Here is a 22239-nt window from a genome sequence, read left to right on the forward strand (position 1 = left end):
GCGCCGCACCCGGGGGTCCACTCCCCCGCCCGCGCCCAAACTCACGTCCACGCCCAGGCCCAGTCCCGCGCCCAGGCTCGCGCCCCGCACGCACTCACGGCCAAGCCCACACCCACGCCCGGTCCCACACCCACGCCCACGCCCACGCCCGGACCCACGCTCAGGCCCCCAGGCCCGCGCCCCCGCACACTCAGCAGCCCACACCCACGTTCCCGAGCCCGGCACGGCTTCCCGGTCAGGGGCGGCGGCGTTTTTTGGGGTTGCCGGCTCGGCGGGAGGTGCGCTTCTCGTGCTGCCGGAGGGCCGCCTCGTACTCCTCGCGGTGCAGTTTCTCGCCGGGGGCCTCGACCAGGGCGCGGAAGGAGTAGGCGAGCAGGGAGCCGATGAAGCCGATGGTCAGCAGGCCGCGCAGGGAGGCCTGGCGGTCGGGGTCCGGGCGCTTGGAGTAGGCGTCCCAGCTGTGCCGGAAGGCGAGGGCGCTGCACACGGCGAACATCACGACGACCAGGAGCGTGACGAAGCTGCCGGTCTCGGCGAGCTGGAGGCCCTCGTAGGCGAAGCGGAGCACCAGGCAGGAGGCGACGGCCGCGGCGAGGGCGCCGGTGGCCGCGCCGATGCGGCGGATCCGGTAGCCGTCGTCGTGGTTGACCCAGGTCGTGCCGAAGAAACGGATGGGCTCGGGGCTGGGGCCCTTCGCCTCGTCCTGGGTGCCGTTCTGCTTGTCGCTCACGGGTCGATTATGGCTCGCGGTCCCGGGCGGTCCCCGCCCGGTGGGTCCGACGCCGCCCCGGCCGCGTCGGAGGGGAGCGGCGTCGGCCACCGAGTGATCAGGAGCAGCGCGCTGCCACGTAGCCGTCGCTGCCGGTGTTGACGTAGGTGTCGGAGACGAACTGGCCGTTGGCGATGCAGTCCCAGATGTTGGACGTGCCGTAGTAGCCGGTGACGGTGTCCCCGGGGCGCTGGCAGTGGATCTGGACGGTGGCGCCCTCGGGCAGGACGCGGACGACCCGGTGGTGGACGCCGGGGCCGCCGCGGACGTTGAGGCGGATACCGGGCGCGACCGAGTAGGCGCGGGTTCTCGCCTGCGTGGTCGCGCCCGTCGTCGGGTCCGCGTCGTCGGTCGACGCCGGTGCCGTCTCCGGCCCGGCCGTCGCCGGTATCTCGATGTCTTCCGTGGCCATGTCGGCCTCCCCCCGTATGGATGCTTGTGAGTGATTCACGCCAAAATCGTGCGGCGCACCGAGGCTAGCAAGCCCCAGAGGTTTCGCACGAAGGATCGACTAGGCTCAGCGCGTCGCGAGTGCGGCCGGACATCCGGGGGTGAGAGATGCCGCCATCGCCCAGCACCGGTACGGATGCGGAAGCGGAATCTCCGCGGTACGCCGGGCAGTATCTGCTGGAGGGGCAGCTCGGCTCCGGCGGCATGGGTGTGGTCCATCTGGCGCGCTCGGCCTCGGGGTTGCGGCTGGCCGTGAAGGTGGTGCACGCGGAGTTCGCGCAGGACCCGGAGTTCCGGGGGCGGTTCCGGCAGGAGGTGGCCGCCGCCCGGCGGGTGAGCGGAGCGTTCACCGCGCCGGTCGTCGACGCCGACCCCGATGCCGAACGCCCCTGGATGGCGACGCTGTTCATCCCCGGTCCCACCCTCTCCGAGTACGTGAAGCGGAACGGGGCCCTGGCCCCCGCCCGGCTGCGGCGGCTGACGGCGGGACTCGCCGAGGCGCTGCGGGACATCCACCGGGCCGGAGTGGTGCACCGCGACCTCAAGCCGAGCAATGTCCTGCTCGCCGGGGACGGGCCGAAAGTCATCGACTTCGGCATCTCCCGGCCCTCGGACAGCGAACTGCGCACCGAGACGGGCAAGCTGATCGGCACGCCGCCGTTCATGGCTCCGGAGCAGTTCCGCAGGCCGCGGGAGGTCGGACCGGCCGCCGATGTCTTCGCGCTCGGATCGGTCATCGTGCACGCGGCGACCGGCAGCGGACCCTTCGACTCCGACAGCCCCTATCTGGTGGCGTATCAAGTCGTGCACGAGGAACCGGACTTGACCGGGGTGCCGGACGAGCTGCTGCCGCTCGTCGCGCGCTGTCTGGCCAAGGAGCCGGAGGACCGGCCCACTCCGGACGAGCTGATGGCGGGGCTGCGGTCGGTGTCGGCCTCGTACGACACGCAGGCCTTCATACCCGGGCAGCGCACGGGCGACCCCGGGCAGCACACGGACGGACCGGGGCCGCGCACGGATGAACCCGGGTCGTACGCCGACGAATCCGCGTCGTACGCGGAGGAACCCGGGTCGTACGCGGAGGAACCCGCGTCGTACGCGGACGAACCGGGGCAGCACGCAGGCGGACGGGCTGCCCGGCCCGCGCGGACGGCCGGGCGGGCGCCGGAGGAGGAGCCGCCCACCCACCGGCGTGCGGCGCCCGCTGCGGCCGCCGGTCGGTCTCAGGCGCACGGCATGCCGCCGGCCGGCGGCCGGAAGCGGCGCCGGTGGCCGGTCGCCGTCGCCGTGGCCGCCGGGCTCGCGCTCGGGGCCGGAGCCGTCGCCCACGTCGGGTCCGGCGACCCGCGCACCCCGGCGGAGTCGGCACGGCCCGCGCCCTTCCAGCCCTGGGACATCGACCTGAGCGCCCGCGGCGCCGAGGCGAGCGGCCTGCCGCAGTGCGTCCACACACCCGGCACCCTCTACTGCGTGCGTCCCGGTGTCCTCGCCGCCGCCGTCGATCCCGACGACGGAGACGTGCGGTGGGCGCGTGCCGCCGCCGGGGCGCGGGCTGACGGGGACGTCCGGCCTCCCGTGCTGTCGGGCGGGCTGCTGCATGTCTTCAGCGACGGCGGACGCCGGCTCGACGCGCTGGACCCGGCGACCGGCAGGACCCGCTGGAGCCAGGACGTCGCGCGCTACGACGGGCGGATCGCGCACGTGGGCGGGACGGTCCTGCTCACCGGCCGCGACTCGCAGGTCACGGCGCTCGACGCGGCGACCGGCGAGCGCGTGTGGCGGCGCGCCGTCGACGGGGTGACGCAGCCGGTGTTCCAGTCGTACGGCGACCGGATCGCGTACGCGGTGGACGCGGACGGGACCGGGACCCGGGTGACCGCGGTGGACCCGCGGACCGGCGACGCGCACTGGCAGCGGCGGCTGGACGGGGCGCTCGGCCTGGTCGGCGCGCACGACGGCGTGCTCTGGTTCACCTCGACGTCCGTGACGCACTCCGACACGGACGCTGTCGTGCGCTACGACACCGCGGACGGCACGCAGCGCCGGACCGCCCTGCGGTACCCGCTGGCGGGGGCCCAGGCCGTCGTACGGGACGACACGGTGTACCTGCTGAGCGCCGACGGCGCCCTGGTCGCCGTCGACACGCGGACCTCGGCGCAGCTGTGGCAGATCCAGACGTCGGTGAGCTTCCCTTCGGCGCCGGTCGCCGCCGGGCGCCGGGTGTACTTGGGCGGCGCGGACGGGCGGGTGGTCGCCGTGGACGCAGCGAAGGGCGCGCTGCTGGGGCAGACACGGGCGCGGCCCGGTGCGGCGCGTGAGTCGGTGGTGGCCTGGCTGCCGTCGCCGCTGGCGGCCGACGGCAGGGTGTACGCCGCGGCAGGGGACGGGTCGCTGTTCGTGGTGGACGGGACCGATCCGGCGGCCTGGTGACCGTGATGGGGCCGCCCGCTCCGTCGACCACACCGGCCCGCACGACAACAGTGGAGAGGCCGCCGCTCCCCGCATGACGGCTGACGGCAGCGAAGAGGCCGCCGGCGTCGCCGACGGCCCCTGGGTCGCGTCTCCCTTGTGCCGGGTCTCCCCTGTGCCGGGTCTCAGCCCAGTTTGCTGACGTCGCGCACGGCGCCCTTGTCGGCGCTGGTCGCCATGGCGGCGTAGGCGCGCAGCGCGGCCGACACCTTGCGCTCGCGGTCCTTCGGGGCGTACACCCCGTTCAGCGCCTGCTCGCGGCGTGCGAGCTCCGCGTCGTCCACGAGCAGTTCGACGGTGCGGTTGGGGATGTCGATGCGGATACGGTCGCCGTCCTCGACGAGCGCGATCGTGCCGCCGGACGCCGCCTCCGGTGAGGCGTGGCCGATGGACAGGCCGGACGTGCCGCCCGAGAAGCGGCCGTCGGTGATCAGCGCGCAGCTCTTGCCGAGGCCGCGGCCCTTCAGGAACGACGTCGGGTAGAGCATCTCCTGCATGCCGGGGCCGCCCTTGGGGCCCTCGTAGCGGATGACGACCACGTCGCCGTCGGTGACCTGCTTGTTGAGGATCTTCTCGACGGCCTGCTCCTGCGACTCGCAGACCACCGCCGGCCCCTCGAAGGTCCAGATCGACTCGTCGACGCCGGCCGTCTTCACTACGCAGCCGTCGACGGCGAGGTTGCCCTTGAGGACGGCGAGGCCGCCGTCCTTGGAGTACGCGTGCTCGACGGAGCGGATGCAGCCGCCCTCGGCGTCCACGTCCAGGGCCTCCCAGCGCTCGGACTGCGAGAAGGCCTCGGCGGAGCGGACGCAGCCGGGCGCCGCGTGCCACAGCTCCACGGCCTGTGCGGACGGGGAGCCGCCGCGCACGTCCCAGGTCTTGATCCAGTCCGACAGGGACGGGCTGTGGACGGCGTGCACGTCCTCGTTGAGCAGGCCGCCGCGGTGCAGCTCGCCGAGCAGGGCAGGGATGCCGCCGGCCCGGTGCACGTCCTCCATGTAGTACGTGCGGTCCTTGGCGACGTTGGGGGCGACCTTGGCCAGGCACGGCACACGGCGCGAGACGGCGTCGATCTGCTCCAGCCCGAAGGGCACGCCGGCCTCCTGGGCGGCGGCCAGCAGGTGCAGGATCGTGTTGGTGGAGCCGCCCATGGCGATGTCCAGCGCCATGGCGTTCTCGAAGGCCGCGAAGGTGGCGATGTTGCGGGGCAGGACGGTGTCGTCGTCCTGCTCGTAGTACCGGCGGGTGAGGTCCATCACCGTGCGGGCGGCGTCCTCGTAGAGGGCGCGGCGGGCGGTGTGGGTGGCGAGGACGGAGCCGTTGCCCGGCAGGGAGAGGCCGATGGCCTCGGTCAGGCAGTTCATCGAGTTGGCGGTGAACATGCCGGAACAGGATCCGCAGGTCGGACAGGCGTTCTCCTCGATACGACGGATGTCCTCGTCGGAGATCTTGTCGTTCACGGCGTCGGAGATCGCGTCGACCAGGTCGAGCGTGCGGACCGTGCCGTCGACCAGGGTGGCGCGGCCGGACTCCATCGGGCCGCCGGAGACGAAGACCGTCGGGATGTTCAGGCGCAGGGCGGCCATGAGCATGCCGGGCGTGATCTTGTCGCAGTTGGAGATGCAGACCAGGGCGTCGGCGCAGTGCGCCTCGACCATGTACTCCACGCTGTCCGCGATCAGGTCGCGGGACGGCAGGGAGTACAGCATGCCGCCGTGGCCCATCGCGATGCCGTCGTCGACGGCGATCGTGTTGAACTCGCGCGGGATGCCGCCGGCCTCCTTGATCGCCTCGCTGACGATCCGGCCGACGGGCTGGAGGTGGGTGTGCCCCGGCACGAACTCGGTGAAGCTGTTGGCGACCGCGATGATCGGCTTCCGGCCGATGTCCGCACCGGGTACACCGGAGGCGCGCATAAGGGCGCGGGCGCCCGCCATGTTGCGGCCGTGGGTGACTGTGCGGGACCTCAGCTCGGGCATGGTCGCTCGCTCCTTCGGAGAGTTGTGACTGATTCGAGCGTACGCCGGTGCTCCAAGGGACGGACACACTGTCCGAAATGCGGGACAAGTGTCTCAGCAGACAAGTGCTTCGGCGGGAGGCCGCACGGCCGGTGGTCGACATGACCACGGCCTGAGCACGGCCTGCGTGCGGCCTGCGTGCGGCCTGCGCAAGCCGGTCAGGCGCTCCTCGGGCGCTCGTCAGGGGTTCGTCAGGTGCCCCTGCACGACCGGTGCGATCCGCTGCACGATCACTTCGACATCGGCCGACGCCAGCGGCTCCAGCTTGATCACGTACCGCAGCATCGCGACCCCGACGAGCTGCGACGCCGCCAGTTCCGCGCGCAGCTCGGCGTCCGGGAAACCGACCTGGGCGGCGACCCTGCGGAGCAGCTGAGAGGCCACGAGCCGGCGCAGGACGGAGGCCGCCACCTCGTTGTTCACGGCCGACCGCATCACCGCGAGCAGGGGCGTCCGGGTCACCGGGTTCTCCCAGATCCCGAACAGGAACCGCGCGAACCGCTCGCCGATCTCCTCGGGCGCACCTTCGAAGATCACGTCCGGCGCTCTCAGGGCGGGTGCGAAGACGTCCTCCACCGCCTCCTGGAACACCTGCTCCTTGGTGCCGAAGTAGTGGTGCACCAGCGCCGAGTCCACGCCGGCCGCCTTGGCGATACCTCGTACGGAGGTCTTCTCGTAGCCCCGCTCGGAGAACTCCTCGCGGGCCGCGGCGAGGATGCGGTCGCGGGCGGCGGGGGCCGCGGCGGACTCCGCGCGGGGCGGCCGTCCCCGGCGGCGCGGCGCCGGTGTCGTGCCGGTCATCGCCGCCGCGCTTTCATCGCGGAGGCCAGATGGAGCCGTGTGAAGGCCAGGGCCTCGGCGAGGTCGGCCTCGCGCTCGGCGCCGGACATGGCGCGACGGGTGTTGACCTCGATGACGACGTGCCCGTCGAAACCGGACCGCGCCAGACGTTCCAGCAGCTCGGCGCAGGGCTGGGTGCCGCGGCCGGGGACGAGGTGCTCGTCCTTGTTGGACCCGGAGCCGTCCGCGAGATGGACGTGGCCGAGCCGGTCGCCCATCCGGTCGACCATCTGGAGGGCGTCCGTGCGCGCGGTCGCGGCGTGGCTGAGGTCGATCGTGAAGTGGCGGTAGTCGTCCTTCGTCACGTCCCAGTCGGGGGCGTACGCGAGCATCTCGCGGTCGCGGTAGCGCCAGGGGTACATGTTCTCGACGGCGAAACGCACGTCCGTCTCGTCGGCCATGCGCCAGATCCCGGCGACGAAGTCACGCGCGTACTGGCGCTGCCAGCGAAAGGGCGGGTGGACGACGACCGTGCCGGCGCCGAGCTTCTCGGCCGCCGCCCGGGCGCGCTGGAGCTTGCTCCAGGGGTCGGTGGACCAGACGCGCTGCGTGATGAGCAGGCAGGGGGCGTGCACGGCGAGGATCGGGACCTGGTGGAAGTCGCTGAGCCGGTGCAGCGCGTCCAGGTCCTGGCTGACCGGGTCGTTCCAGACCATGACCTCGACGCCGTCGTAACCGAGGCGCGCGGCGATCTCGAAGGCCGTCGCCGTCGACTCCGGGTAGACGGAGGCCGTCGACAGGGCGACCTTCGCATCCGGGATGCGCACGACTGGTTCTGCCACGATGGACAGCGTACGTGGCTCCACGCGGTGGGCCTCGGTCGGAATGCGCCCCGACGGCGGCCCCCCGGGGGCCGTGCGCGGGCCCGGGACGCGGGGCTCCCGCCCGGCTTCACGACCCTCTTCGGGGTCCTGTCCGTCCCCCCGCTTCACACCGCTCCCCGCACCGTCACACCGGTCCCATGTGATCCAGACGCCGCAGGATGATGCCCTCCCGCAGGGCCCACGGGCATATCTCCAGCGTCTCCACGCCGAAGAGGTCCATCGCGGCCTCCGCGACCAGGGCCCCGGCCAGGAGCTGGCCGGCCCTGCCGTCGGAGACACCGGGGAGTTCCTGGCGCTCCTCGGCGGTCATCCCGGCCAGGCGCGGGACCCAGGCCTCCAGGGACTGGCGCTTGAGCTCGCGCTGGACGTAGAGGCCCTCGGCGGAGCGGGCGGCTCCGCCGATGCGGGCGAGCTGCCGGAAGGTCTTGGAGGTGGCCACGACGTGGTCGGGGGCGCCGAACCGGCTGAACTCCCCGACCGTGCGGGCGATCTCGGCCCGCACGTGGCGGCGCAGCGCCCGTACGTCGTCGGAGGCGGGCGGGTCGCCGGGCAGCCAGGCGGAGGTGAGCCGGCCGGCGCCGAGCGGCAGGGACGCGGCCGCGTCGGGCTCCTCGTCGATGCCGTAGGCGATCTCCAGGGAGCCGCCGCCGATGTCCAGCACCAGCAGCTTCCCGGCCGACCAGCCGAACCAGCGGCGGGTGGCGAGGAAGGTGAGCCGGGCCTCCTCGGCGCCGGTGAGGACCTGGAGCCGGACGCCGGTCTCCGTCTGCACGCGCGTGAGGACGTCGTCGGCGTTGCTGGCCTCCCGCACGGCGGAGGTCGCGAACGGCAGCAGTTCCTCGACACCCTTGTCCTCGGCGGCCTGGAGCGCGTCGTGGACGACGGCGATCAGCCGGTCGACGCCGTCGGGGCCGATGGCACCGTCCCCGTCCAGGAGTTCAGCGAGGCGCAGTTCCGCCTTGTGCGAGTGCGCGGGCAGCGGGCGAGCGCCGGGGTGTGCATCCACCACCAGCAGATGCACCGTGTTCGATCCCACGTCGAGGACACCGAGTCTCATGTACGGAACGCTACTGCCAGTGGCGCCGTGCGCCGTCCCCGAGGCGGTCCCGGCAAGGGCCGCGGGCGACATACCCTGGACGCGTGCCAAAGACGAAAAAGGCGAAGGCCGAAAAGGCAGACAAGAAGGCCAAATCAGCCAAGGGTTCTTCGCCGGTGAACGCACCGGAGAAGTCTCGGCAAGCCCTGGCGGACGACGAGCAGGGCCTCGATTTCGCGCGCGCGTGGGTGGAGTTCCCCGATCCGGCGGACGACGAGCAGGTCTTCCGGTGTGATCTGACATGGCTGACCTCTCGCTGGAACTGCATCTTCGGGAGCGGCTGCCAGGGCATCCAGGCGGGCCGCGCGGACGACGGCTGCTGCACGCTGGGCGCCCACTTCTCCGACGAGGACGACGAGAAGCGGGTGGCCGCGCATGTGGCGAGGCTCACGCCGGAGATCTGGCAGAACCACGCCGAGGGCACCCGGCGCGGCTGGGTCTCCGAGGACGACGAGGGCTCCCGCCAGACCCGCCCCCACCAGGGCTCGTGCATCTTCCAGAACCGGCCCGGCTTCGCGGGCGGCGCGGGCTGCTCGCTGCACATCCTCGCCCTGAAGGAGGGCCGCGAACCGCTGGAGACCAAGCCGGACGTGTGCTGGCAGCTGCCGGTCCGCCGGACCTACGAGTGGATCGACCGGCCCGACGACACGCGCGTGCTCCAGGTCTCGATCGGTGAGTACGACCGCCGGGGCTGGGGTCCGGGCGGCCACGACCTGCACTGGTGGTGCACGTCGGCGACCTCCGCGCACGGCGCGGGCGACCCGGTGTACGTCTCGTACCGCGCCGAGCTGACCGAGATGATGGGCAAGGCCGGCTACGACCGCCTGGTCGAGCTGTGCGAGCAGCGCCTGAACTCCCAGCTGCCCCTGCTGGCGCCGCATCCGGCGGATCCGGCCCGCTGACGCCCTCGCGCCCCGGCCGGTGCCGGGGGCGCCCGCCCGTGTCACGACGTGGTCGGGTCCGGGTCCCCGGTGTCGCCGGGGGGCGGGGTCGAGTCACCCGGGTCGGACGGGGTGGAGTCGTCGGGAGTGGGCTCCGGATCGGGCGGCGTCGTCGGCGGGTCGCTCGGCGGGGGATCGGTGGGGGTCGTCGGCGGCGTCGAGGGAGGCGTCGACGGCGGTGTGGTCGGTGTCGACGGCGTCGGGTCCGGATGGGACGGGGGCGGTCCCGTGGGAGTACTGGGCGCGGGGTCCGGGTCGGACGGGGTGGGCACGCTGCCGTAGCCCCCGATGGTGACGACGGCGCCGGCCGGTGAGACGGCCACGCGGGCGGTCCAGTGGCCGGAGGGCTCCCGCAGTTGGTCGACGTACACCTTGACGGTCAGCGACTCGCCGGGGCGGAGCGTTCCTGCGGACTGGCTCAGATACAGCCAGGGCGCGTCCGTGGTCGCGGACCAGCGCACCGGGGCCTGCCCGGAGGCGGTGAGCGTGATCAGCGTGGTGTCCCCGCTGTTGTCGGCGCTCACCGCGAGCTGCCCGGCTCCCTTGCGTCCGGCGCCGGCGACGCTGACGACCTCGACGGAGACGTCGGGTCCGTGGTCGTGGGAGAAGCGGCCACCGGGGCGGGTGCTGGCGTTGCCGGCGTTCTCGTAGCCGCCGCCCGCCGTCTCGCCGTCCAGCGTCGCGGCGCCGTCGTCGCGGCTCGCGGTGGCCGCACGGCCGTCCTCGCCCTCGCCGGTGAGCGGCGCCCCCCGGTAGGCGGACCACAGGGCCAGTACGGGCGCCGCCACGACGGTGGCCACCACGGTCGTGGTGACGGCACGCGCGCGCAGCCGGTCCCTGCGGGCGGCGCGGTCCTTGGGGTCCATGGGGAAGCCACGCCGGTCGAAACGCGGCGCGGCGGCGCCCCGCGCGCGCGGGTGGTGCGCCATGACCATGTGCAGCGCCGCGCGGGGCGCCTCCAGGACGTGCAGCTCGGCGGGTGTGACCCCGGCGCCGGGCCAGCGGCCCGCGGCGGCGCGCTCGGCGGTCCGCCGGCAGCGGGGGCAGTCGTCGACGTGCCGGACGAGCTCACGGCGGACCGCGGCGCTGAGCACGAGCTGGTTGTCGCCGGCCAGCCGCGCCACGCCCGGACAGCCGCTGGTCTCGACGACCGCGAGAGCGGCCCGGGTGCGTTCGACCTCGCAGGCGGCGGAGGCGAGCAGTTCGCGGGCGGCGGCGAGTTCCATGCCGAGGACGGCGCCGACCTCGTGGACGGCCAGATGGTGGCGTACGGCCAGTTCCAGCGCCTCGCGCTGCTCGGGGGTGGTGCCGGCCGCCTCCGGCCAGGCCAGCAGCCCGAGTTCGCGCCGGCGCCGCTCCTGGACGTCCTCGGATACGGGCGGCGCGTAGGGCTGTCTGCCGTGCTGCCGGTCGGTGCCGGGCCGTCCCGCGGCGTGCGTGGCCTGACGTTTCTGCTTGGCCTCGGCCAGTTTGCGCAGACACGCCCAGCGGGCCAGTGCGTACAGCCAGGCCCTGCGGTCCCCGGCGGCCTCCGGGGCGCGCTGGCCGCGGCGCTCGGCGAGCGCGAGCACCTCGCCGAGGGCGCCGGTCGCGGCCTCGTGGTCGCACAGCACGGAGAGGCAGTAGGTGAACAGGCCGTCCAGGTAGGGCTCGTAACGGGCGGGGGGACGCTGCGCCAGGGTGCGCGCCGCAGCGCGGTCGCGCGCCTCGCGTCGCGTCCGGTGTGCGCCGGTCGTGCGGGTCGAGGTGTCCTGGCTGCTGCTCATCACCCGGTGACCGTAGGCGGCGGCGGACGGCGCCTTCCGCCGCGTCGAGCTCTTTTAATTCGTACGGGTGAAACGATCCCTCATAAGAGGACAGGAACCTTCCGTTCCGTGGCCCGTTCGTGGCGGGCGTCACCGGTTCGGGGCGGGCCGGGCCCCTCCGCCGGGGCGGCTCCGGCACGGCACCGGAGGCGGCACCGCACCGCCCTTCCCCGGCTGTCGGTGGCGGGGGCTACGGTTCGTCCATGGCTGCCCGTACGAAATCCACCAAGGACCGCCCGTCCTACCGCTGCACCGAATGCGGCTGGCAGACGGCCAAGTGGCTCGGCAGGTGCCCCGAGTGCCAGGCCTGGGGGACCGTCGAGGAGTACGGCGCGCCCGCGGTGCGCACCACGGCACCCGGCCGCGTGACGAACTCCGCGCTGCCCATCGGCCAGGTCGACGGCCGGCAGGCCACCGCCCGCTCCACCGGTGTGCCCGAGCTGGACCGGGTGCTCGGCGGCGGGCTCGTGCCCGGCGCGGTGGTGCTCCTCGCGGGCGAGCCCGGCGTCGGCAAGTCCACCCTGCTGCTGGACGTGGCGGCCAAGTCGGCCAGCGACGAGCACCGCACCCTCTATGTGACCGGCGAGGAGTCCGCGAGCCAGGTCCGGCTGCGCGCCGACCGGATCGGCGCCATCGACGACCACCTGTATCTCGCCGCCGAGACCGATCTGGCCGCCGTCCTGGGCCACTTGGACGCGGTGAAGCCGTCGCTGCTGATCCTCGACTCGGTGCAGACGGTCGCCTCCCCGGAGATCGACGGCGCGCCCGGCGGCATGGCCCAGGTCCGCGAGGTCGCCGGCGCCCTGATCCGCGCCTCCAAGGAGCGCGGCATGTCGACGCTGCTGGTGGGCCATGTCACCAAGGACGGCGCGATCGCGGGCCCGCGTCTGCTGGAGCACCTGGTGGACGTGGTGCTGAGCTTCGAGGGCGACCGGCACGCCCGCCTGCGCCTGGTGCGAGGCGTCAAGAACCGCTACGGAGCCACCGACGAGGTCGGCTGCTTCGAGCTGCACGACGAGGGCATCACCGGTCTCGCCGACCCCAGCGGCCTGTTCCTGACCCGCCGCGCCGAACCGGTGCCGGGCACCTGCCTGACGGTCACCCTGGAGGGCCGCCGCCCTCTGGTCGCCGAGGTCCAGGCCCTGACGGTCGACTCGCAGATCCCCTCCCCGCGCCGTACGACGTCCGGTCTGGAGACCTCCCGTGTCTCCATGATGCTGGCGGTCCTGGAACAGCGCGGACGCATCAGCGCCCTGGGCAAAAGGGACATCTACTCCGCGACGGTCGGCGGAGTGAAGCTGTCCGAGCCCGCCGCCGACCTCGCCGTCGCCCTCGCGCTGGCGTCGGCGGCCAGCGACACCCCGCTGCCGAAGAACCTCGTCGCGATCGGCGAGGTCGGCCTCGCGGGCGAGGTGAGACGCGTCACGGGCGTGCAGCGCAGACTCTCCGAGGCGCACCGCCTGGGCTTCACGCACGCGCTCGTGCCGGGCGACCCGGGCAAGATCCCCGCCGGGATGAAGGTGCTGGAAGTCGCGGACATAGGGGACGCGCTCAGGGTCCTCCCCCGCTCCCGTCGCCGAGAGGCCCCCCGGGACGAGGAGGACCGCCGGTAGACTTTGCCCTGGTCTCGCCCGTCCGTACGAACCGAGTGCGCATACGGGAGCGCCCCAGAACCTGCGACCGGAGGAGTGCAGTGGCAGCCAACGACCGGGCAGCAGCTCCCGGAAAGTCCGGTGGGAGTGCCGGTACCGATGGCCTGATGCGCGCCTCGCTGAGCGCGGTGGCTCCCGGCACGTCGCTGCGTGACGGCCTGGAGCGGGTCCTGCGCGGCAACACCGGCGGGCTCATCGTGCTGGGCTCCGACAGAACGGTCGAGGCCATGTGCACGGGCGGTTTCGTGCTGGATGTCGAGTTCACCGCGACCCGGCTGCGCGAGCTGTGCAAGCTGGACGGCGGCATCGTGCTCTCCTCCGACCTGTCGAAGATCCTCCGCGCGGGTGTCCAGCTCCTTCCGGATCCCACGATCCCGACCGAGGAGACGGGAACCCGCCACCGGACCGCGGACCGGGTGAGCAAGCAGGTCGGCTTCCCGGTGGTCTCGGTCTCCCAGTCCATGCGGCTGATCGCCCTGTACGTGGACGGGCAGCGCCGTGTCCTGGAGGACTCCGCGGCGATCCTGTCCCGCGCCAACCAGGCCCTGGCGACCCTGGAGCGCTACAAGCTCCGGCTGGACGAGGTCGCGGGCACGCTGTCGGCGCTGGAGATCGAGGACCTGGTGACGGTCCGGGACGTCTCCGCGGTGGCGCAGCGCCTGGAGATGGTGCGCCGCATCGCCACCGAGATCGCGGAATACGTGGTCGAACTGGGCACCGACGGGCGTCTCCTCGCCCTTCAGCTGGACGAGTTGATCGCCGGTGTCGAACCGGAGCGCGAGCTGGTCGTCCGGGACTACGTCCCCGAGCCCACCGCCAAGCGTTCCCGCACGGTCGACGAGGCGCTGGCCGAGCTGGACGCCCTGAGCCACGCCGAGCTGCTCGAACTGCCCACGGTCGCCCGCGCGTTGGGGTACACCGGATCGCCGGAGGCGCTGGACTCCGCGGTGTCGCCGCGCGGCTTCCGCCTGCTGGCCAAGGTGCCGCGCCTGCCGGGCGCCATCATCGACCGGCTGGTGGAGCACTTCGGCGGACTGCAGAAGCTCCTCGCCGCCAGCGTCGACGACCTTCAGACGGTCGACGGCGTGGGCGAGGCGCGGGCGCGCAGCGTCCGGGAGGGCCTGTCGCGGCTGGCGGAGTCGTCGATCCTCGAACGATACGTCTGAGCCCGAGCGGCCGACACGCGGCGAGGCCCGGCCCCGACGGGCCCCGGTGTCCTAGTGCCGCGGCAGGCAACGTTCGCCCGTCAAGGAGCGGCGTCCGGTGCGTGCTCTCGGCGTGCCGGCCGGAAGTCCTCGTACCGGACGTACTCGGGCTTTCGGCCGGTGCGGCGAGTGGGGGCACCTCCCACGCCTTTCAGGCAGTGGGGGAGCGTGCCGGGCGTCGCGACGGGGCGGCCGTTGCCTGCCGCGGCACTAGTCGGCGGCCAGCACGAACGACGTCCGCGCCTTCTTGAACCCCGGCGCCGACGCCTCCAGCAGATACGTCCCCGCACCGGCCGCGCCGGCCGGGGGCGTCCCGCAGCCGGGGGCGCTCGGCTTGCGGTCCCACTCCACGGTGTACGTGATGCCGCTGCCCGCGGGCACGCGGTACAGCAGGCTGCCGGAGCCCTCGGGGCAGTCGTCGGACGACCAGTAGGCATCGTCACCCGACGCCTGAGTGATCGTCAGTATGGCCTTCTTCGGCCCGAGATCGACCTTGCAGTCGCTACCGGAGGAATTCTGCACGGCCAGCCGGAAGACCGGCGTCTCGTCCGGCGAGTAGGAGTTGCGCTCGCTGCGCAGCGTGAACTTCGCGGCGTTCGGGGAGCAGTTGGGCAGCGTGGACCCGGCGGGCAGGGTGTCGCCCGCTCCGGCACCGCCGCCGGACACGACGCCGCCCGACCCGGCCCCGCCACTGCCCGCGGAGCTGCCGCCGTCGCCGGACCCGCCGGAGCCACCGGCGCCCGCGCCCTCTCCGGAGCCGTCCCCGGAGCCGTTCTCGCCCGAGCCGGCGGAGTCCCCGTCGCCCGACTCGTCGCGTCCGCCGGGAGCTTCACTGATCGCGGGCCCGGAACCGGACGGTCCCGGTGTGATCGAGGGGGCGGGGTTCTTGCCGTCGGGCCCCTTCGCACCGTTGCCGCCGCCTCCGCCGCCCGCCATGAGGAACCAGGCGACCAGCAGTGCCAACAGGGCGAGCACGGACAGCATGATGGCCCTCCGTCGCCAGTAGATGGAGGAGGGAAGCGGCCCGACCGGATTGCGCAGAGATCCCACGGCGCAAACTGTACGAGAGATCGGTGCGCCAACTTGCCCCACCCGCCGCCGGGAGCCACAACTTTTCCGGATCATCATCCCGGCAACACGCCGCGGCGCCGCCTCGAAGTGTCGGCGCGAGGCCGGGGCCGCCACGGGGAGTCACCGAACTGCCCTCGCCCCCACGGTCCGTGACCGTGAGCGCCGGATGCACCGGCAAGGCCCCACGTGAACAAGGCACTTGACCGAGCGGTGCGCGAAAGGGACGGCGTTCGCGACCGCGGCCCTTGCACCTTTGGCCATGGATCGGTGCGCGGCGGAAGCCGACACCGCGGACCCGCCCCGGCCCGCGCCATCCACGCCTGCGCCCGCCGACGTGGCAGGATCGGAATCGCCATGACTGCGCCCACGAAGCCCTCGCACACCCGCCCCGCCGACGTCGTCCCCGGCCCGTTCCCCGGCGCCGAGCTGCACTCCCCCGTCATCGACTGGTTCGACGAGCACGCGCGCGACCTTCCCTGGCGGCGCCCGGAGGCCGGCGCCTGGGGAGTGATGGTCAGCGAGTTCATGCTCCAGCAGACCCCGGTCAGCCGCGTCCAGCCCGTCTACGAGCAGTGGCTGGCCCGCTGGCCCCGTCCCGCCGACCTCGCCCAGGAGGCCCCCGGCGAGGCCGTCCGCGCCTGGGGCCGGCTCGGCTACCCGCGCCGTGCCCTGCGCCTGCACGGCGCGGCCGTCGCCATAACGGAACGGCACGGCGGAGACGTGCCGACCGACCACGCCCAGCTGCTCGCTCTGCCCGGCATCGGCGAGTACACGGCGGCGGCCGTGGCGTCGTTCGCCTACGGCCAGCGGCACGCCGTCCTCGACACGAACGTCCGCCGGGTCCTGGCCCGCGCGGTCACCGGTGTGCAGTACCCGCCCAACGCCACCACCGCCGCCGAACGCCGGCTCGCCCGCACACTGCTGCCCGAGGACGAGACGACCGCCGCCCGCTGGGCCGCCGCCTCGATGGAGCTGGGCGCGCTGGTGTGCACCGCCAGGAACGAGAGCTGCCACCGCTGCCCGATCGCCGCGCACTGCGCCTGGCAGCTGGCCGGCAAGCCGGAGCACGACGGTCCGCCGCGCCGCGGGCAGACGTACGCCGGTACCGACCGTCAGGTGCGGGGCAAGCTGCTCGCCGTACTGCGCGAGGCGCACGCGCCCGTGCCGCAGGCGGCGCTCGACCGGGTGTGGCACGAGCCGGTGCAGCGCGCGCGTGCGCTGGACGGTCTGGTCGCCGACGGGCTCGTGGAGCCGCTGCCGGGCGGCCTGTACCGGCTGCCGCTCAGCTGACACCCGGCCACGACACCGGCCCGCCGGACGGGCCCACGCAACAGGCCGACACAACCGGCCGAACCGACAGGCCGGTGCGACACACGGGCCGACAGGGCCGTCGTCGAAAAGCGAACGCCGCCGCAGCACCACGCCGCACCACAAATGGCCGCACCGCGACGGCACACCACACCGCCGCAGCACTTGCCACCGCCACCGCCACCACCGCCGTCGGCACACCCCGGCGGCAACGCACCCGGGTGGCACGCACCCCGGCGACGTGACAGGACGACGTAACAGGACGACGTGACAGAGCAGCGGATGCTCGCGGCGCCGTCGTAACTCCAAATCGACCCATACCTGTTCGATCCGGTTCCCTCCTTTAACCCGCGCCTACTTCCGTTACACAACCGACGGACAGCCGAGGGCTTCCCGCAGGCTGCTCCGCACAGCCCCGTGACAACGCCTCCGTAGCTTCATCTCCGTGCCCGACAGGGCAGGGACGGCTACGGACCACAGGCGAGTGGACTCCGGCAGTGAACTCCGACAGCGCACAGGTCGGACAACGGGGACGACGGGGATACGGAGGCGGTTGATCATGGCGCAGGGCGAGGTGCTCGAGTTCGAGGAGTACGTCCGCACCCGGCAGGACGCGCTGCTGCGCAGCGCGCGCCGGCTGGTGCCGGACCCGGTCGACGCCCAGGACCTGCTCCAGACGGCGCTGGTCCGGACGTACGGCCGCTGGGACGGCATAGCCGACAAGCGGCTCGCCGACGCCTACCTGCGCCGTGTCATGATCAACACGAGGACCGAGTGGTGGCGTGCGCGGAAGCTGGAGGAGGTGCCCACCGAGCAACTGCCGGACGCCTCCGTGGACGACGCCACGGAGCAGCACGCGGACCGCGCCCTGCTGATGGACGTCATGAAGGTGCTCGCCCCCAAGCAGCGCAGCGTGGTCGTGCTGCGACACTGGGAGCAGATGTCCACAGAGGAGACGGCCGCCGCCCTCGGCATGTCGGCGGGTACGGTCAAGAGCACGCTGCACCGGGCGCTCGCCCGGCTCCGTGAGGAGCTGGAGGCCCGCGATCTGGACGCACGCGCGCTCGAGCGTGAGGAGCGGGAGCGTTGCGCGGCCTGAGGCCTGTCCGGCGGATCGTGCCGGAGACGCGGAGCTTGGCCCGCCCCACCGAAGCCGCCCCCGGCGGCACCGGCGAAGGGCCGCCCGCACCGGAACACGGCAGCCTGCGGGCGGCGAGTACGGCGGCGATCGTCCTCGCCGCCCTCTCGCTGTTGGTCGCCGCCTGCGCGACCGGCGGCACCGGAGCCCGCGACGAGGGCCCGGCCCGCCCCGAGGCGCTGGCGGGCGACACCGATGACGACGCGGTGGCATCGAAGCCCTCGGCCCTGCCGCCCACCAGGTCGCTCGACCGCGCCACGGCGGTGAAGCTGCTCATGGCCGACCCGGAGGTCTCGACGACGGTCAAACGCTCACTGAAGCCGTGCGTTGCTGACGAGTACCCGGTCGACCTGTCGTACGGCGATCTGACCGGCTCGACCGCCGACGATGTCGTCGTCAACGTCGTGACCTGCGACGATGTCGTCGGAATCGGCTCGTACGTCTACCACGAGCAGAGCGGCGTCTACCGGAACGTCTTCAAGGCGGAGGAACCCCCGGTCTACGCCGAGATAGACCGCGGTGATCTGGTCGTGACCAAGCAGGTGTACGAAAAGGGGGACCCGGTGTCGATCCCGTCCGGCGAGGACGTGATCACCTACCGGTGGACCTCGGGCCGCTTCGCCGAGAAGTACCGCACGCGCAACGACTACAGCGCCGTGGTCGGCGGCGAGGCCACCGCGATGCCCGAGAGCAACTGAGACCCCCCACGAACGCATGGCACACGAGGACTGAGAGCAGCCGGATGGCAGACCAGACCCACGTCCTTTTCGTCGAGGACGACGACGTCATCCGCGAGGCCACCCAGCTCGCCCTGGAGCGGGACGGCTTCGCGGTCACCGCGATGCCCGACGGGCTGTCGGGCCTGGAGGCGTTCCGCGCGAACCGCCCCGACATCGCGCTGCTGGACGTCATGGTGCCCGGTCTGGACGGGGTCAGCCTGTGCCGCCGGATCCGCGACGAGTCGACCGTCCCCGTGATCATGCTGTCGGCGCGGGCCGACTCGATCGACGTGGTCCTGGGCCTGGAGGCGGGCGCCGACGACTATGTGACCAAGCCCTTCGACGGTGCCGTGCTGGTCGCGCGGATCCGTGCCGTGCTGCGCCGCTTCGGCCATGCCGGCGGCGGTGCCGGCCGTGCCGACGAGGCCGGCTCCCCGGCGGACGGCCCGGTGCTCACCTTCGGCGACCTGGAGGTCGACACCGAGGGGATGGAGGTGCGCCGGGAGGGCCGGCCCGTGGCGCTCACCCCGACCGAGATGCGGCTGCTCCTGGAGTTCTCCTCCGCGCCGGGCACCGTGCTGTCGCGCGACAAGCTGCTGGAGCGGGTCTGGGACTACGGCTGGGGCGGCGACACCCGCGTCGTCGACGTCCATGTGCAGCGGCTGCGTACGAAGATCGGCCAGGACCGGATCGAGACGGTCCGCGGCTTCGGCTACAAGTTGAAGGCCTGAGCGGGGCACGGTCATGCGGGGGATCTTTCTTCGCCTGGTCCCGGAGCGGGTCGAGCGCGCGGGCATCCGTACGGGGCTGAGGTGGAAGCTCAGCGCGGCCATCGCGCTGGTCGGCGCGCTGGTCGCGATCGCGCTGAGCCTCGTCGTGCACAACGCCGCCCGGGTGTCGATGCTGGACAACGCGCGCGACCTGGCCGACGAGCGGCTGCAGATCGCGCAGCGCAACTACGAGCTGTCCGGTCGCCCGAACTTCCCCGACATCAAGATCGACGACCCTCGTCTGCCGGCCGAGCTGCGCGCGAAGGTCAAGCAGGGCCGGCGGGCGACGTTCGTGGCGGACGGACGGCGGGGCGAGCCGGACATCTGGGCGGCGGTGCCGCTCAAGGACGGGCATGTGATGTCCCTGCACACGGGGTTCACCGACCGCAGCACGGACATCCTGAAGGACCTCGACCAGGCCCTTTTCATCGGTTCCATCGCGGCCGTGCTCGGCGGCAGCGCGCTCGGCGTGCTGATCGGCGGGCAGCTGTCGGGGCGGCTGCGCAAGGCGGCGGCCGCCGCCAACCGGGTCGCCAAGGGCGAACCGGACGTACGGGTGCGGGAGGCCATCGGCGGGGTGGTCCGGGACGAGACCGACGACCTGGCGCGGGCCGTCGACGCGATGGCGGACGCGCTCCAGCAGCGCCTGGAGGCCGAGCGCCGGGTCACCGCCGACATCGCCCATGAGCTGCGAACCCCGGTGACCGGACTGCTCACGGCCGCCGAGCTGCTCCCGCCGGGGCGTCCGACCGAGCTGGTGCTGGACCGGGCGAAGGCGATGCGCACCCTCGTGGAGGACGTCCTGGAGGTCGCCCGCCTCGACAGTGCCTCCGAGCGGGCGGAACTTCAGGACATCATGCTGGGCGAGTTCGTCGCCCGGCGCGTCGCCGCGAAGGACCCGGACATCGAGGTGCTGGTGGTGCACGAGTCGGAGGTGACGACCGATCCGCGGCGGCTGGAGCGTGTGCTGTTCAACCTGCTCGCCAACGCCGCCCGGCACGGGAAGCCGCCGGTGCAGGTCACCGTCGAGGGCCGCGTCATCCGGGTCCGCGACCACGGGCCCGGCTTCCCCGAGGATCTCCTGGCCGACGGCCCGAGCCGGTTCCGCACCGGCAGCACGGACCGCGCCGGGCACGGCCACGGCCTCGGCCTGACCATCGCGGCCGGCCAGGCCCGTGTGCTCGGCGCCCGTCTGACCTTCCGCAACGTCCGCCCGCCGGGCGCCGCGCCGGACATGACGGCGGAGGGCGCGGTCGCCGTGCTGTGGCTGCCGGAACACGCGCCGACCAACACGGGCAGCTATCCGATGCTGCCGGGGGACTAGGGCAGCGTCGGCCGAGCGATCGACCGGGCTCGCCGGCGGCCCGGCTCGCGCGGTCTGTCCATGGGGCAGACGGTGACACGCACCACTGACAACGGCCCCGGGCGGCCGCTGCCGCCCGGAGCCGTTGATCGAGCCCGACCGGAAGCCCTGTCCACGCCGGCCCGCCCCCGTCAGACCGCCTCCGTCACCGCCGCCTGCGAGGGAGCGGCGTCGGACGGCTCGTCGCCCTTGTTCGGTCCCGCGCCCTTGAGGGGCACCTCCTTGACGAACAGCGCCGCCACCAGCGCGACCAGGGCCACGACGGCACCCAGCAGGAACGCCCCGTGGGTACCCGCGGACACCGCGTGCTGGTAGGCCTCCCGCGCCGCGGCCGGCAGCTCCGCCAGGCTCGCGGCGTCCAGCTGCGCCGACTGCTCGGTCACCTTCGAGCCCAGCGCGCCGGCCCGCTCGGCCATGACGTCCTGGACGCGGTCGTTGAACAGGGCGCCCATGATGGCGACGCCGAAGGACGAGCCGAGGGTGCGGAAGAGGGTGGTGGACGAGGACGCCACGCCCATGTCCTTCATCTCCACGCTGTTCTGCGCGACCAGCATGGTGATCTGCATCAGACAGCCCATGCCCAGGCCGAGGACGGCCATGTACACACCGGAGGTGAACTGCGAGGTCCCGGTGTCCATCAGGGACAGCAGGTACAGCCCGATGATCAGCAGCACGCCGCCCACGATCGGGAAGATCTTGTACCGGCCGGTGTTGGTGGTGACCCGTCCGGCGACCATGGACGTGACGAGCATCGCGCCGAGCATCGGCAGGAGCAGCAGCCCGGAGTCGGTCGCGGACTGGCCCTGCACCGACTGCTGGTACAGCGGCAGGAACAGCGTGGCGCCGAACATCACGAAGCCGGTGATGAAGCCGATCACGGACATCAGCGTGAAGTTGAGGCTGCGGAAGATGTGCAGCGGCAGGATCGGCTCGGCGGCCCGGGTCTGCCAGAGGACGAAGCCGACCAGCGAGACCACGCCGATACCGATGAGTTCCATGATCCGCGCGGACGTCCAGGCGTACTCCGTGCCGCCCCAGGTGGTGACGAGGACGATCGCGGTGATGCCGACGGTGAGCAGCCCGGCGCCCAGGTAGTCGATCCGGGCCTTGGCCCGCTTCTTCGGCAGGTGCAGTACGGCACTGACGGCGAGCAGGGCGACCGCGCCGAGCGGGAGGTTGATGTAGAACGTCCAGCGCCAGCCCCAGTGGTCGGTGATGGTGCCGCCGACCAGCGGTCCGCCGATCATGGCCAGCGCCATGACGCCGGCCATCATGCCCTGGTACTTGCCCCGCTCACGGGGCGGAATCAGATCACCGATGATCGCCATCACACCGACCATCAGGCCGCCCGCGCCGAGGCCCTGCACCGCGCGGAAGGCGATCAGCTGGCCCATGTCCTGGGCCATGCCGCTGAGCGCGGAGCCGATCAGGAAGATCACGATCGAGGTCATGAACGAGCCCTTGCGCCCGTACATGTCGCCGAGCTTGCCCCACAGCGGGGTGGAGGCGGCGGTCGCGAGGGTGTACGCGGTCACCACCCAGGACAGATGCTGCAGACCGCCGAGATCACCGACGATCGTCGGCATCGCGGTACCCACGATCATGTTGTCGAGCATCGCGAGCATCATCGCGATCATCAGGGCGAGCAGGACGACCCGCACGCTCCTGGACTGCTTCCCGGTGTCCGTGTCATCGGTCGCTATGTCCGCCACCGCTCCCCCAACTTACTTGCCGCCCGGCTAGTTCCCTGGGAACGTAGCTCGCGTACTAGCCGGGCGTCAAGTAAGTTTTTGTCCACCAG

Annotated in this window: 18 protein-coding genes; 9 read left to right on the top strand and 9 right to left on the bottom strand. The window is 72.8% G+C overall.

From position 1 onward, the window contains the following. Positions 1 to 235: 235 nt before the first annotated feature. Complete coding sequence (locus tag DN051_RS17910) at positions 236 to 730, bottom strand: hypothetical protein (protein ID WP_053762920.1); 495 nt, start codon at positions 728 to 730, stop codon at positions 236 to 238. Between the two features lie 97 nt (positions 731 to 827). Continuing rightward, a complete protein-coding gene (locus DN051_RS17915) occupies positions 828 to 1181 on the bottom strand; it encodes a hypothetical protein (protein WP_112439065.1) in 354 nt (117 codons plus the stop codon). A 146-nt stretch (positions 1182 to 1327) separates the two neighbouring features. On the opposite strand from DN051_RS17915, the gene DN051_RS17920 reads away from it, so the two are divergent. Next, positions 1328 to 3649 (top strand): serine/threonine-protein kinase, encoded by a 2322-nt coding sequence (locus DN051_RS17920; protein ID WP_112439066.1) that lies wholly within the window; start codon positions 1328 to 1330, stop codon positions 3647 to 3649. A gap of 164 nt (positions 3650 to 3813) precedes the next feature. Here the strand turns inward: DN051_RS17920 and ilvD are convergent, their stop codons facing one another. The 4 genes from ilvD to DN051_RS17940 form a co-directional block, all read right to left on the bottom strand. Continuing rightward, entirely contained in the window at positions 3814 to 5667 is a 1854-nt protein-coding gene (ilvD, locus tag DN051_RS17925; protein ID WP_053762923.1) for a dihydroxy-acid dehydratase, read from the bottom strand. A 219-nt stretch (positions 5668 to 5886) separates the two neighbouring features. Next, a complete protein-coding gene (locus tag DN051_RS17930; protein WP_053762924.1) occupies positions 5887 to 6507 on the bottom strand; it encodes a TetR/AcrR family transcriptional regulator in 621 nt (206 codons plus the stop codon). Next, positions 6504 to 7328 carry a sugar phosphate isomerase/epimerase family protein gene (locus tag DN051_RS17935; RefSeq protein WP_079001835.1) on the bottom strand — a complete coding sequence of 275 codons (825 nt, stop codon included), beginning with the start codon at positions 7326 to 7328 and terminating at the stop codon, positions 6504 to 6506. The genes DN051_RS17930 and DN051_RS17935 overlap by 4 nt, the downstream gene beginning before the upstream one ends. Before the next feature lie 166 nt (positions 7329 to 7494). Beyond that, positions 7495 to 8427 carry a Ppx/GppA family phosphatase gene (locus DN051_RS17940; RefSeq protein ID WP_053762926.1) on the bottom strand — a complete coding sequence of 311 codons (933 nt, stop codon included), beginning with the start codon at positions 8425 to 8427 and terminating at the stop codon, positions 7495 to 7497. A gap of 83 nt (positions 8428 to 8510) precedes the next feature. On the opposite strand from DN051_RS17940, the gene DN051_RS17945 reads away from it, so the two are divergent. Next, on the top strand, positions 8511 to 9368 hold the full coding sequence (locus DN051_RS17945) for a DUF3109 family protein (RefSeq protein ID WP_053762927.1): 858 nt from the start codon (positions 8511 to 8513) through the stop codon (positions 9366 to 9368). A 41-nt stretch (positions 9369 to 9409) separates the two neighbouring features. On the opposite strand, the gene DN051_RS17950 is transcribed toward DN051_RS17945, so the two are convergent. Then, positions 9410 to 11176, bottom strand: coding sequence for a BACON domain-containing protein (locus DN051_RS17950; RefSeq protein ID WP_199314949.1), 1767 nt, complete (start codon positions 11174 to 11176; stop codon positions 9410 to 9412). Positions 11177 to 11415: 239 nt separating this feature from the next. Here DN051_RS17950 and radA point away from each other — a divergent pair, with 239 nt between their 5' ends. Then, positions 11416 to 12825, top strand: a complete 1410-nt coding sequence (gene radA, locus DN051_RS17955; RefSeq protein WP_053762943.1) for a DNA repair protein RadA — start codon at positions 11416 to 11418, stop codon at positions 12823 to 12825. Positions 12826 to 12905: 80 nt separating this feature from the next. Beyond that, positions 12906 to 14030: a DNA integrity scanning diadenylate cyclase DisA gene (gene disA / locus DN051_RS17960; RefSeq protein WP_053762929.1), complete on the top strand. Its 1125-nt coding sequence runs from the start codon at positions 12906 to 12908 to the stop codon at positions 14028 to 14030. A gap of 249 nt (positions 14031 to 14279) precedes the next feature. Here disA and DN051_RS17965 read toward each other — a convergent pair whose 3' ends face one another. Then, entirely contained in the window at positions 14280 to 15119 is an 840-nt protein-coding gene (locus tag DN051_RS17965; protein ID WP_079001828.1) for a hypothetical protein, read from the bottom strand. Positions 15120 to 15494: 375 nt separating this feature from the next. Here DN051_RS17965 and DN051_RS17970 point away from each other — a divergent pair, with 375 nt between their 5' ends. The 5 genes from DN051_RS17970 to cseC all read left to right on the top strand — a co-directional run bounded on the left by DN051_RS17970 (position 15495) and on the right by cseC (position 20399). Further along, positions 15495 to 16430: an HhH-GPD family protein gene (locus DN051_RS17970; protein WP_053762930.1), complete on the top strand. Its 936-nt coding sequence runs from the start codon at positions 15495 to 15497 to the stop codon at positions 16428 to 16430. 577 nt (positions 16431 to 17007) lie between these two features. Further along, the gene (locus tag DN051_RS17975; RefSeq protein ID WP_053762945.1) at positions 17008 to 17547 is read left to right on the top strand and encodes a SigE family RNA polymerase sigma factor; all 540 of its coding nucleotides are present in this window, start codon (positions 17008 to 17010) and stop codon (positions 17545 to 17547) included. Between the two features lie 35 nt (positions 17548 to 17582). Next, on the top strand, positions 17583 to 18284 hold the full coding sequence (locus tag DN051_RS17980; protein ID WP_420709232.1) for a hypothetical protein: 702 nt from the start codon (positions 17583 to 17585) through the stop codon (positions 18282 to 18284). A gap of 44 nt (positions 18285 to 18328) precedes the next feature. Then, positions 18329 to 19036 (top strand): two-component system response regulator CseB, encoded by a 708-nt coding sequence (gene cseB / locus DN051_RS17985; RefSeq protein WP_053762931.1) that lies wholly within the window; start codon positions 18329 to 18331, stop codon positions 19034 to 19036. Positions 19037 to 19049: 13 nt separating this feature from the next. Beyond that, positions 19050 to 20399 carry a two-component system sensor histidine kinase CseC gene (cseC, locus tag DN051_RS17990; RefSeq protein WP_053762932.1) on the top strand — a complete coding sequence of 450 codons (1350 nt, stop codon included), beginning with the start codon at positions 19050 to 19052 and terminating at the stop codon, positions 20397 to 20399. A gap of 170 nt (positions 20400 to 20569) precedes the next feature. Here cseC and DN051_RS17995 read toward each other — a convergent pair whose 3' ends face one another. Beyond that, positions 20570 to 22150: an MDR family MFS transporter gene (locus tag DN051_RS17995; protein ID WP_053762933.1), complete on the bottom strand. Its 1581-nt coding sequence runs from the start codon at positions 22148 to 22150 to the stop codon at positions 20570 to 20572. Between the last annotated feature and the right edge of the window lie 89 nt (positions 22151 to 22239).

This window comes from Streptomyces cadmiisoli (genome assembly GCF_003261055.1).
Lineage (GTDB): Bacteria > Actinomycetota > Actinomycetes > Streptomycetales > Streptomycetaceae > Streptomyces > Streptomyces cadmiisoli.

Bases quoted from the DNA above. Each gene is read 5' to 3' on its own strand.
- DN051_RS17915 (WP_112439065.1), bottom strand. From the start codon at position 1,181: ATGGCCACGGAAGACATCGAGATACCGGCGACGGCCGGGCCGGAGACG.
- ilvD (WP_053762923.1), bottom strand. From the start codon at position 5,667: ATGCCCGAGCTGAGGTCCCGCACAGTCACCCACGGCCGCAACATGGCG.
- cseB (WP_053762931.1), top strand. From the start codon at position 18,329: ATGGCAGACCAGACCCACGTCCTTTTCGTCGAGGACGACGACGTCATC.
- DN051_RS17920 (WP_112439066.1), top strand. From the start codon at position 1,328: ATGCCGCCATCGCCCAGCACCGGTACGGATGCGGAAGCGGAATCTCCG.
- DN051_RS17975 (WP_053762945.1), top strand. From the start codon at position 17,008: ATGGCGCAGGGCGAGGTGCTCGAGTTCGAGGAGTACGTCCGCACCCGG.
- DN051_RS17940 (WP_053762926.1), bottom strand. From the start codon at position 8,427: ATGAGACTCGGTGTCCTCGACGTGGGATCGAACACGGTGCATCTGCTG.
- DN051_RS17970 (WP_053762930.1), top strand. From the start codon at position 15,495: ATGACTGCGCCCACGAAGCCCTCGCACACCCGCCCCGCCGACGTCGTC.
- radA (WP_053762943.1), top strand. From the start codon at position 11,416: ATGGCTGCCCGTACGAAATCCACCAAGGACCGCCCGTCCTACCGCTGC.
- cseC (WP_053762932.1), top strand. From the start codon at position 19,050: ATGCGGGGGATCTTTCTTCGCCTGGTCCCGGAGCGGGTCGAGCGCGCG.
- DN051_RS17930 (WP_053762924.1), bottom strand. From the start codon at position 6,507: ATGACCGGCACGACACCGGCGCCGCGCCGCCGGGGACGGCCGCCCCGC.